The following is a 10,689-nucleotide window of genomic DNA, read 5'->3' on the forward strand; positions in this document are numbered from 1 at the left end:
TATGGAGTAAGATCCCTTGAAGATAACGAGGTTGATAGGTTGGAGGTGTAAGCACGGTAACGTGTTCAGCTGACCAATACTAATAGATCGAGGGCTTGACCAAAAAAGTAATGGCAAAGCCATTGCATAGATTACTCAAGATTGCTAAGTTTGTATTCAGTTTTGAAGGTGCTTCCTTCTTTGGGAGACCGATTTATACAGGGGTATAGTTCAGCTGGTAGAGCGTTGGTCTCCAAAACCAAATGTCGAGGGTTCGAATCCTTCTGCCCCTGCCATTTTTTAAATAACGACTCACCATTTTCATATGGCTCAGTAGCTCAGTTGGTTAGAGCGCCGGCCTGTCACGCCGGAGGTCGAGGGTTCGAGCCCCTTCTGAGTCGTTTTTTGGAAGTTTAGCTCAGCTGGGAGAGCAACTGCCTTACAATCACACGGTCACAGGTTCGAGCCCTGTAACTTCCACTTTTTTTTAAGGTCCGTTGGTCAAGGGGTTAAGACACCGCCCTTTCACGGCGGTAACGCGGGTTCGAATCCCGCACGGATCATAGGAAAGGCTCCTTTGTGCTATTACAGCGCAGAGGGGTTTTTTATTTTGCCAAAATCTGTTACAATAGAGAAAAGAAATGCGGGGAGGCGATTCCATGCAGTCCAATTGTGAAACATGCATGTATTTCGGATATGATGAAGAATGGGAAGAGTATTACTGTGAAGTAAATCTGGATGAGGATGAAATGGAAAAATTCCTGACGGATTCTTTTCACGGCGGATGCCCCTATTATCGTCTGGAGGACGAATATAAAACAGTAAGAAAACAGATGTGATCGCAAGGGGGCGAGGATATGAAGACGTGGATGGCACTGCTTTTGACCGGCGTGATGATGTTTGGCTGCGCCGGAACAGTTTTTGCAAAGGATATCAATGTGATGGTGGACGGGAAACAGGTGGAATTTACCGATGCCAAGCCCTATGTGGATGAAAACGGCAGAACCATGGTGCCACTGCGCCCTGTGGCAGATGCGATGGGCATTGAGGTGGAATGGGACAGAAGAACCAGAACGGCTGTCTTTTCCGATACCTATGATCCGGGCATCGAAGGCTTTGGTTATGATATCGAAGGCAAACAGGTCTATGGCAGAATCGTATATATGTCTCTGAGTTTTCAGTTGGATGAGCCGGAAGTAAAAATGTTTGGCAAAGTGAAAAAAGACAGCGGAGAAATGACAATGATCGCAGACCGCTTTCAGATGGACACCACAGCCGTGGTGAAGGATGGCAGAACCTATGCGCCTCTGCGGTATATGGTGCAGAGCTTTGGCTACGATGTGGGCTGGGACAACGGAACGAAAACCGTGACGGTGGAAAAAAATAGAATGGCATAAAACAAAAGGTCTCGGGTCAGAAGCCCTGAGACCTTCTTCATATTTTCGGAAAAGATGGATATACTAACAGCAATTTACGGAACGGAGGGATTTTTTTGATCTATACTTTGACATGCAATCCTTCGGTGGATTATGTGGTGCAGATGGCGGAATTTTGCCCGGGAATGGTTAACCGTGCCCAGGGGGAGCAGGTATTTTCCGGCGGGAAAGGGATCAACGTAACGGTGATTCTGAAAAATCTGGGGATCCCCAACAGAGCCTTGGGTTTTCTGGCGGGCTTTACGGGGGATTTTATTGAGCAGGATCTGCGGGAACAGGGCTGTCAGACGGAGTTTGTACGCCTTGCCAAAGGCTTTTCCCGCATCAATGTGAAGATCAAAGGGCAGGAGGAAAGCGAGATCAACGGCGGAGGCCCTGCGGTGGATCAGGCGGCTATGGAAGCCCTTTTTGAGAAGGTCAACAGCCTGCAGAAAGGAGATATGCTTATCATTTCCGGCAGCATCCCTCCTTCTCTGCCCAAAGACCTGTATGAAAAGATACTGGGGCTTCTGGATGAACGGGGCGTTTATGCGGTGGTGGATACGGCAGGTGAGGCGCTGATGAAGACCTTGCGGTATGAACCCTTTCTGATCAAGCCTAATCGGCAGGAACTGGAGGAACTGGCTCAAAGCAGACTGTTTACCAGAGAGGAGATCGTTGCCCAGGGAAGACGGCTGCAGGAAATGGGGGCACAGAATGTGCTGATCTCCATGGCGGCGGAAGGAGCCGTGCTGCTGACTTCTGACGGGAAGGTGTTCTTTGGGGAAGCCCCCAGAGGAACAGTCCGTAACTCTGTCGGAGCCGGTGATTCCATGGTCGGCGGTTTTGTGGCAGGCTGGCTGAAAACAGGCAGTTATCCGGCGGCGCTGCAGTGGGGGATTGCTGCAGGCAGTGCCAGTGCTTTCTGTGAAGGGTTGGCAACGGGAGAGGAAATCCGCAGGTTACTGGAGGCGGAGATCCGTATCAGCACGGAGATATTGTGAAAATCAGAAAATTTTTGAAAAACCCATGATTTTCCTTGAGAAACAGCCTTGCACCTTTTTGTCGAATCCCGTATACTATTACGGTAGCATACAAAATATGCCTAGAATTGAAAAAAAGAGCAAGGGTGAAATAAGATTGAACAGACATTTGCAAGAGTGGGGAAATGCGATCCTGCGGGCAGCTGTCATCATCATCGTGCTGTTTTTCTTCTGCTGGCCCATGCGGTTGATGGGCAGTTCCATGGAGCCGACCATGGGGGATGGAGAAATCGTACTGATGAATCGCTTTGCAGCCATGCAGGAATATTACGAAAAGGGCGATATTGTGATGTTCCACTACTTTGATGCGGACGGCGACAAAACAGTCGTAAAACGAATCATTGCCACAGAAGGGGATACGATCCGTATTCTGGAGGAAGGCGTGGAAGTCAATGGAGAGATCCTGAGAGAACCCTATGCGGACGGCGAAACGATGGGCTTGGTGGACATGACGGTACCAAAGGATACGGTATTTGTCATGGGGGATAACCGCCAGACCAGCTTTGACAGCCGCAACATGGGGGCGATCCCCTGTGATGACCTGAAGGGGAAGGTGTTCTTCCGTATTTATCCTTTCGGGGAATTTGTAAAAATCAAATAAAAAAAGAATGGACGTATTCCGAAAAAGGGATACGTTTTCTTTTTTTTGCATAAAAAACGAAACCTCTCATATATTTACATAGACAAAGGGTGGAAGTTCGAAACTTTGGATAGATGGAGGAGGGTTTTTATGCCGTTGACATTGGCGAAGGAAACGATGGAGATGAACTGGAAGGAACCGGTGGGCAGGCAGTCCGGCCAGATATTATTGGAAGGAGATATGATCGTGCCTGACAGCAAGCCTGATCTGCAGGAAATTCTGCGCTGTGAGGGAAAAGTGAAAATTCGGGAGAAACGTATCACGGATGATCGCCTTTCTTTTTCCGGGGAAGCGGAGGTCTGTGTGCTGTATGGGGCGAAGAATGGGGAAAAGCCCCTGTATGCCATGAAAGCCACCTTGCCGCTGGAGGATTTTTTACATATCGATGGGCTGGGGAGAGAGATGGACGTGGATCTGTCGGCAGAACTGGAGCATCTGGACTGTCGGATCATCAATGACAGAAAGGTCAGCGTAAAAGCCGTGATTCTGATGGAAGCAGAAGCAGAACAGAAGAAAACGGCGGAAATTCTGACGGATGTGGCAGGAGACGGGGTGGAAACGCTGACGGACACCCTGCAGATGGAACAGGACACGGCTGCGGTGAAAGACCGCTTTACGGTGAAGGAAGAAGTGGCGATCCCTGCCGCCCTGCCGGAGATCGGGGAGGTGCTGACGGAAAATATCAGCCTGACAGAGCAGGATATTCGCCCCATGGATGGAAAAGCAATAGTACGGGGAACGATTGCCCTGCGCCTGCTGTATACGGATGGCGAGGGGAATCTGGGCAGCCTGACGGAAAAGATCCCCTTCAGCGGCTATCTGGAAAATGAGGGGATCAGCCCCAAGACCGACCTGCAGGGGGAACTGACGGTGGAGGATTACAGGCTGACCCCTGCCGTGGATGAAGACGGGGAGACCAGACAGATTCATGTGGACGTGACCGTAGGGGCAACGCTGAAGGGCAAGGAAACGACGGAGCAGGCTGTGCTGCAGGATGCGTATGCACCAACGGGCGCGGTTTCTCTGCAGAAAGAAAAGATCACCTACCCCGTGACAGTGGCCCATGGGAAAAACCAGTTTGCCATCAAGGAGCGGATCCTGCTGGAAGGGGAGGAAACGCCCATGCTGCGGGCAGAAACGGTCTGGGGCGAAGTGCGCCTTTCCGAAGCTCATGCGGGGAAGGATGCAGTGGAGGCGGAAGGGGTATTTACGGCAGATATCCTGTACCACTGTGCCGACGATGCGGAGCCGGTGGCCATGCTGAAACGGGGGATCCCCTTCAGCCAGACTATGGAGATGAAGGGGGTTCTGGAGGGGGATGATGCGGAAGTATCCCTCAGACTGGAGGATGTGGATTTTCAGATGCTTTCCGAAAGGGAAGGGGAACTGCGGGCAACGGTGACCATGGAGGCCAATGCGGAACGGCAGAAAACGGCGGACGTGGTGACGGATATTGTGGCGGCGGATCTGACGGAGCCCATGCCTGCAGCGGGGGCGGTCATCTATATGGTGCAGAAGGGGGACAGTCTCTGGAAGATTGCGAAACGATATCGCACAACAGTAGCGGATATTGTGGCGGTGAATGAGATCGAGCATCCCGACTTGATTTACCCGGGGCAGAAGTTACTGATCATCAAAATGAAAAGATAAATGAAAAAGGACGGCAAAGCCGTCCTTTTATATTTCCTCGGTTTCTTTCAATAATTCGTCATAGGTGGTTTCCAGAGCATCCCGAATCCCTTTTAACTGGGATGTATAGATATGCTGGATGCCCCGCTCAATTTTTACAAGGGATTCTCTTGTCATATCAATGCCCTGCAGCTGCAGAAGACGGACAAGCTCTGTCTGACCGATCCCTTTGGACAGGCGGATCCTACGGATGTTCTGACCAATGAGGATGGTTGTTGTCTGTTTGATTTTCATGTTATTTGATTTCCTGTTCCAGGTTGTTAAATTCCGGTGTGTCAAAAAATTCTGCCAAAGTCATATCCAGACCATCACAAATCATTTTGATGGTCAGAATTTTGGGATTGTTGCTATTTCCGTAAAGAATGCTTTTCAAAGATGTAGGAGGAATGGCGCAAACGGTAGCAAGTTTATTTATGGTCAGGTTGCGTTCCCCACAAAGCTGCAAAATACGCCCGCGAATGGCAGACATCGTGTCCATTGTCAGTTTTCTCCTTCTGTATCTTCCAGTTCAATTTTGCCCTGTTCCTTTTCGAAATCACGAATACATTGGTTGATGAGATACATAATTTGTCCGCTGGCAGAACGGCCGTTGTATTTGGATACATAATGAAATTTCTTTAGGATATCTGCATCAATACGGATGCTGATGTGTTTTTGATTTTTCATAATAGCTCCTCTTTTCGCTAAGAATGCACTAAATTTGTATTTATATTAAGTGAAAAATGTGGTATGATTTTCTAAATGCACTTAATATTAGTGCGTAAAATTGGAGGGGGATAAATCATGTCCGACTTTGCGAAGAACTTAAAAAGATTTCGAAAACAGAAAGGCTATTCCCAGCAAAAACTGGCAAAGGCACTGGATTATGGCTATACTGCCATTGCAAATTACGAAAGCGGCAGAAATGAACCTTCCTTTGATGATTTGATTCGTTTGGCGCAGATTTTGGATGTAACATTGGATGAATTGATCGGAATGGAATTTACTTTAGAAGAAAAAACGCTTGTTTCCGCTTTCAAGAAATTAAGTGCTGAAAATAAAAATAGAATATTGGACTTGATGCAAGCCCTTCAATCATAAAGATAGAAGGGTATTTTTTATTTCCTGCCATTCTGGGCAGTATGGATGCCCGACGGGCGCAAAGACATTTTCTCCAAAAGCGAGAACCTGAATTTCAAGCGAGAACTTGATTTTTCCTAGGAATCCCTTTGCTTCTCCAAATTGGTTATGCTATAATATAAAATCAGCAGAGGTGTACCCTTTTGCTGAGGAATCAGTTTACATTTTTTCAACAGAGGTGTTCTATGAAAGGTTATTTCATTTCCGTGGAGGGCGGCGACGGCAGCGGCAAATCCACACAGATCAAAAATATAGAAGCATACCTGCAGGAGAAAGGGCTGGACTATATCCTGACCCGAGAACCCGGCGGCACCCCTGTGGCGGAAAAGATCAGAGAACTGATCCTTGACCCTGCTAATAAGGCGCTGACAGGCAGAGCGGAAATGCTCCTTTATGCGGCATCCAGAGCCCAGCATGTGGAAGAAAAGATCCTTCCCGCGCTGGCAGAAGGAAAGGTCGTTCTTTCTGACCGCTTTACGGATTCCAGCATCGCTTATCAGGCGTACGGCAGAGGACTGGGCAGCATGGTTGCAGAGGTGAACCGTATCGCAACGGGAGGAAAAGAACCGGATCTGACGATTTTCCTCAACATCACACCTGCAGCAGGCATGGCTCGCAAAAATAAACAGGACGGTCATGTATTGGATCGTCTGGAACTGGAACAGGCAGCATTCCACGAAACGGTCTATGAAGGTTACCTTGCGCTGGCAAGGGAAAGCGGCGGACGCATCGCCGATATTGATGCGGACAGACCGGAGGAGGAAGTGTTTGCCGATATCAAAGCAAGACTGGATCAACTGTTCGGCTTCTGAGCCTAAAATAAAGGAGGGTTCTTTATGAAACTCATTATTGCAATCATTCAGGACGAAGATGCGGGTGAAGTCATTTCCCATCTGAACGAAGCAGGCTTTCAGGTAACAAGACTGAATACAAAGGGCGGCTTCCTGCGCGCCGGTAATACGACCATTATGACCGGTGTGAAAAAGGAAAAAGTGGAAGAAGCACTGAAAATTATTGAAACAAACAGTAAGGCGCGCACCCAGTATGCAACACTGCCTTCTTCCGTAGGCGCGATGCATGGCTTTATCCTTGCGCCCATCGAAGTAAAGGTTGGCGGTGCGACAGTATTCGTGCTGGATGTGGAGCAGTTCTACAAATTCTGATATTTGAAATATTGATAAGGAAGGGAGATGCCTGATTTGTATACATTTCAGGAAATCCGAGGGAATAACCCCTTAGTGGAACAACTGAAAACAGCCGCAAACGGCGGCAAGGCTTCCCATGCTTATCTTTTTATCGGGGGTGCAGGGGCAGGCAAACGGCTCATCGCCAATACCTTCGCCAAGGCTTTGCAGTGTGAAGGGGAAGGAGAAAAGCCCTGCGGCAGCTGCAGAAGCTGTCAGTCTTTTGACCATGGGAATCATCCCGATATCATCTATGTGCGCGGCGAAAAGAAAAATATCGTCGTGGATGAGATTCGGGAACAGATTCTGGAAACGGTAGATTTAAAGCCGTATCATTATCAGAAAAAAATCTATATCATCGAAAAGGCGGACACCATGAATACACAGGCACAGAACGCCCTCTTGAAAACCTTGGAGGAACCGCCTGCCCATGCCATGTTTCTGCTTCTGGCAGAGCGTGCAGAGGCATTTTTGCCCACCATCCTTTCCCGTGTGGTGACCATGAAGATCCGTCCTCTTTCCGAAGAAACGGTGGCGGAATATCTGATGGAAACAGGTCTTTCCGAGGAGGAGAGCCGTGTGCTGTCGGCCTATGCCCAAGGGCGCATCGGTCAGGCGCTGGAACTGAAAGAGGATACGTCCTTCCGCGAAATGCGGCAGGATATTCTGGGCAAACTGGAAGCCCTCCCTTCCATGCCTGAGGGGGAGGCCTATTTACTGGCAAAAGAACTGGAGGCCTATAAAAATGACCTGCGGTTTTTGGATATTATGGAATTGTGGTATCGTGATCTTCTGACGGCAAAAAGCCTGAGAGAGGAACGGTATCTCATCCAGAAAGATAAGAAAGACGCCATTTTCCGAGGGGCAAAGGAGCCTGCGGAAACCTTGGCGAAGAAAGCACAGTCTGTGCGCGAAGCGCGCAAAAGGCTTTTACAGAATGCAAATTTTCGGCTGACCATAGAGGTCATGCTGATGGACTTAAAGGAGAATTGACCCATGAAAGAAGTGGTAGGGATCCGTTTCAAAAAGGCGGGCAAGATGTATTATTTTGACCCCGCAGGCCTGAAACTGGAAAAAGAAGACGGTGCCATCGTGGAAACTGCGAGAGGCGTGGAATACGGCACAGTAATCAAGGAAAATACCTTTGTGCCCGAAGAAACCATTATTGCCCCCCTGAAGCAGGTGATGCGAAAGGCAACCCAGGAAGACAAAAAAACAGTGGAAAACAACCGCAAGAAGGAAGAAGAAGCCTTCGGGATCTGTCTGGAAAAGATCGTTCGACTGGATCTGGATATGAAACTGGTGGACGTGGAAATGACTTTTGATAAAAACAAGCTGATTTTCTACTTCACCTCTGACGGACGTGTGGACTTCCGCGAACTGGTAAAGGAACTGGCGGCAGTATTCCGCACCCGTATCGAACTGAGACAGATCGGTGTCCGTGATGAAGCGAAGATGCTCAACGGCATCGGCATCTGTGGCAGACCTCTTTGCTGTGCAACATTCTTAGGAGATTTCCAGCCCGTTTCCATCAAGATGGCAAAGGAACAGAATCTCTCTCTGAATCCCACAAAGATCAGCGGCATCTGCGGCAGACTGATGTGCTGTCTGAAATACGAAGAAGATGTTTATGAAGAACTGAACAAGAAACTGCCTCGTGTGGGCGATATCATTTCCACGCCCGACGGCACAGGCGAAATTTTAACAACAAACGTGCTGATGCAGCAGGTAAAAGCGGCGGTGCGTAAGGCGGAAAATGATCCTCCCACCATCGGTTTTTACCATGTGGATGAGATCAAACTGATCCGTTCCAAAAAGAAACGCAAACAGGAACCCATCTCCGAGGAGCTGAAAGTATATGAGGACTGATATCACCATCCATCCCCATGAACGGGTAGATGACCTTCATCGGGACGGTCACCATATCATTCAGGATCCAAAGCGGTTCTGTTTCGGCGTGGATGCGGTCATCCTTGCGGGCTTTGCCAAGGTGAAAAAGGGCGAAAAGGTGCTGGATCTGGGCACAGGAACAGGCATCATCCCCATCCTGCTGGCGGCAAAAACCAAGGGTGAGCATTTTACCGGACTGGAAATTCAGCCGGAAAGTGCGGAAATGGCAGATCGCAGCGTGCAGATGAACGAACTGGAAGAAAGGGTAGCCATCTGTGAAGGGGACATCAAGGACGCGGGCACTATTTTCGGCGGCTCCACCTTTGATGTGGTCACTTCCAATCCCCCTTATATGAACGAGGGCGGCGGCCTGGTGAACCCCTTTGAAGCGAAAGCCATTGCCAGACACGAGATCCTCTGTTCTCTGGAGGATGTGGTGGCGGCAGCGGCAAAGGTGCTGAAACCTCAGGGCAGATTTTATATGATCCACAGACCCCATCGCCTGACGGATATCATGGTACATCTCAGACAGTATAAACTGGAGCCGAAACGGATCCGTTTTGTGCAGCCCTATGCGGACAAAGAGCCTACCATGGTTCTGGTGGAAGCGGCAAGGGGCGGCAAGCCCTGGGTGAAGGTGGATGCACCGCTGGTCATCTACAAAGCACCTAACGAATACACCGAAGAAATTTACGAAATTTATTATGGAAAGGGACAGGCATAAGCCTGTTTGAAATATATTATGGCAGGGACATTATATCTTTGTGCCACGCCCATCGGTAATCTGGATGACATCACCTTCCGTGTGGTAAAACTGATGGAAAGCGTGGACGTCATCGCTGCGGAGGATACCCGCAATACATTGAAATTACTGAATCATTTTGAAATCAAAACACCCATGACCAGCTATCATGAGCATAACAAGGTCACCAAAGGCCCTGTGCTGGTGGAACGCATGCTGGCAGGGGAAAGTATCGCTCTGGTGACGGATGCGGGCATGCCCGGCATTTCCGACCCCGGCGCAGACCTTGTCAAGCTGTGCTACGATGCAGGGGTGCCTGTGACCGTGGCCCCCGGTGCGTCTGCGGCGGTGGTGGCCTTGGTTCTTTCCGGTCTGGATACCAGAAGGTTTGTGTTTGAAGGCTTCCTTCCTCCCGATAAGAAGGAGAGAAGGGCGATCCTGAAAACACTGGAACGGGAACACCGCACCATGATCTTCTATGAAGCCCCCCACAGACTGACAGATACGCTGGAAGAACTGGCGGAACTGTTTGGGGAAGACCGTCAGATGGCGGCTACCAGAGAACTGACGAAAAAATTCGAAGAAGTTCGCAGAGATACCATCGGCGGACACCTGAAATACTTCACGGAAAATCCCCCCAAGGGCGAATTTGTTCTGGTCTGCGAAGGCTTCTCTCTGGAAGCCCAGAGACAGGAGGAAATGGAAAGCTGGGAAAGCATTTCCGTGGAGGAACATGTGCAGAAATACGTGGATCAGGGCATGAGCGAGAAGGATGCTATGAAACAGGCAGCCAAAGACCGCGGCGTATCTAAGAGAGATATTTACCAAGTCCTCAAAAAGTAAGTTTGAAAGACTAACTATTAAAAGTCAAGTCAAAAAATCAAAATTTTAAGTAAAGTGCAGAAATACTTTTCAAGTAAGTTAGAACCTTAAAAATTGCATGACAAAAAGAGCATCGTACGGATGCTCAGAGGAGTAATCGGAAAAT

The 10,689-nt window shown here is 49.0% G+C and carries 15 protein-coding genes, 3 tRNA genes and 1 rRNA gene; 16 read left to right on the plus strand and 3 right to left on the minus strand.

Annotation, left to right across the window (positions count from 1 at the left end; genetic code table 11):
* The 9 genes from ACJMLT_RS09185 to ACJMLT_RS09225 form a co-directional block, all read left to right on the plus strand.
* Nucleotides 1–103: ribosomal RNA gene (locus ACJMLT_RS09185) — 23S ribosomal RNA — on the plus strand; the annotation flags it as partial.
* 96 nt (nt 104–199) lie between these two features.
* A tRNA-Trp gene (locus tag ACJMLT_RS09190) sits at nt 200–275 on the plus strand.
* 31 nt (nt 276–306) lie between these two features.
* A tRNA-Asp gene (locus tag ACJMLT_RS09195) sits at nt 307–380 on the plus strand.
* Between the two features lie 90 nt (nt 381–470).
* A tRNA-Glu gene (locus ACJMLT_RS09200) sits at nt 471–542 on the plus strand.
* Between the two features lie 96 nt (nt 543–638).
* A complete protein-coding gene (locus ACJMLT_RS09205) occupies nt 639–818 on the plus strand; it encodes a DUF6472 family protein (protein WP_405729822.1) in 180 nt (59 codons plus the stop codon).
* Nucleotides 819–836: 18 nt separating this feature from the next.
* The gene (locus ACJMLT_RS09210) at nt 837–1,376 is read left to right on the plus strand and encodes a copper amine oxidase N-terminal domain-containing protein (protein ID WP_405729825.1); all 540 of its coding nucleotides are present in this window, start codon (nt 837–839) and stop codon (nt 1,374–1,376) included.
* Between the two features lie 95 nt (nt 1,377–1,471).
* A complete protein-coding gene (pfkB, locus tag ACJMLT_RS09215) occupies nt 1,472–2,398 on the plus strand; it encodes a 1-phosphofructokinase (protein WP_405729828.1) in 927 nt (308 codons plus the stop codon).
* Between the two features lie 136 nt (nt 2,399–2,534).
* Nucleotides 2,535–3,038 carry a signal peptidase I gene (gene lepB / locus ACJMLT_RS09220; protein WP_405729831.1) on the plus strand — a complete coding sequence of 168 codons (504 nt, stop codon included), beginning with the start codon at nt 2,535–2,537 and terminating at the stop codon, nt 3,036–3,038.
* Nucleotides 3,039–3,167: 129 nt separating this feature from the next.
* A complete protein-coding gene (locus ACJMLT_RS09225) occupies nt 3,168–4,727 on the plus strand; it encodes a DUF3794 and LysM peptidoglycan-binding domain-containing protein (protein ID WP_405729834.1) in 1,560 nt (519 codons plus the stop codon).
* A 27-nt stretch (nt 4,728–4,754) separates the two neighbouring features.
* Here ACJMLT_RS09225 and ACJMLT_RS09230 read toward each other — a convergent pair whose 3' ends face one another.
* The 3 genes from ACJMLT_RS09230 to ACJMLT_RS09240 are packed head-to-tail and all read right to left on the minus strand — an operon-like array spanning nt 4,755 to nt 5,432.
* Nucleotides 4,755–5,000 carry a helix-turn-helix domain-containing protein gene (locus ACJMLT_RS09230; RefSeq protein WP_405729837.1) on the minus strand — a complete coding sequence of 82 codons (246 nt, stop codon included), beginning with the start codon at nt 4,998–5,000 and terminating at the stop codon, nt 4,755–4,757.
* Nucleotide 5,001: 1 nt separating this feature from the next.
* On the minus strand, nt 5,002–5,244 hold the full coding sequence (locus tag ACJMLT_RS09235; RefSeq protein WP_405729840.1) for a helix-turn-helix domain-containing protein: 243 nt from the start codon (nt 5,242–5,244) through the stop codon (nt 5,002–5,004).
* Between the two features lie 2 nt (nt 5,245–5,246).
* On the minus strand, nt 5,247–5,432 hold the full coding sequence (locus ACJMLT_RS09240) for a hypothetical protein (protein WP_405729843.1): 186 nt from the start codon (nt 5,430–5,432) through the stop codon (nt 5,247–5,249).
* A 117-nt stretch (nt 5,433–5,549) separates the two neighbouring features.
* On the opposite strand from ACJMLT_RS09240, the gene ACJMLT_RS09245 reads away from it, so the two are divergent.
* The 7 genes from ACJMLT_RS09245 to rsmI all read left to right on the plus strand — a co-directional run bounded on the left by ACJMLT_RS09245 (nt 5,550) and on the right by rsmI (nt 10,544).
* On the plus strand, nt 5,550–5,846 hold the full coding sequence (locus ACJMLT_RS09245) for a helix-turn-helix domain-containing protein (RefSeq protein ID WP_405729846.1): 297 nt from the start codon (nt 5,550–5,552) through the stop codon (nt 5,844–5,846).
* Between the two features lie 224 nt (nt 5,847–6,070).
* Nucleotides 6,071–6,697, plus strand: coding sequence for a dTMP kinase (tmk, locus tag ACJMLT_RS09250; RefSeq protein WP_405729849.1), 627 nt, complete (start codon nt 6,071–6,073; stop codon nt 6,695–6,697).
* 24 nt (nt 6,698–6,721) lie between these two features.
* Nucleotides 6,722–7,048, plus strand: a complete 327-nt coding sequence (locus tag ACJMLT_RS09255; RefSeq protein WP_405729852.1) for a cyclic-di-AMP receptor — start codon at nt 6,722–6,724, stop codon at nt 7,046–7,048.
* A gap of 36 nt (nt 7,049–7,084) precedes the next feature.
* On the plus strand, nt 7,085–8,062 hold the full coding sequence (gene holB, locus ACJMLT_RS09260) for a DNA polymerase III subunit delta' (protein WP_405729855.1): 978 nt from the start codon (nt 7,085–7,087) through the stop codon (nt 8,060–8,062).
* A gap of 3 nt (nt 8,063–8,065) precedes the next feature.
* The gene (locus ACJMLT_RS09265) at nt 8,066–8,938 is read left to right on the plus strand and encodes a PSP1 domain-containing protein (protein ID WP_405729858.1); all 873 of its coding nucleotides are present in this window, start codon (nt 8,066–8,068) and stop codon (nt 8,936–8,938) included.
* Complete coding sequence (locus ACJMLT_RS09270; protein WP_405729861.1) at nt 8,928–9,683, plus strand: tRNA1(Val) (adenine(37)-N6)-methyltransferase; 756 nt, start codon at nt 8,928–8,930, stop codon at nt 9,681–9,683. The genes ACJMLT_RS09265 and ACJMLT_RS09270 overlap by 11 nt, the downstream gene beginning before the upstream one ends.
* Nucleotides 9,684–9,701: 18 nt before the next feature.
* A complete protein-coding gene (gene rsmI, locus ACJMLT_RS09275) occupies nt 9,702–10,544 on the plus strand; it encodes a 16S rRNA (cytidine(1402)-2'-O)-methyltransferase (RefSeq protein ID WP_405729864.1) in 843 nt (280 codons plus the stop codon).
* Nucleotides 10,545–10,689: the final 145 nt, after the last annotated feature.

The sequence above is a fragment of the Anaerotignum sp. genome, from assembly GCF_045122575.1.
Classification (GTDB): Bacteria; Bacillota; Clostridia; order Lachnospirales; family Anaerotignaceae; genus Anaerotignum_A.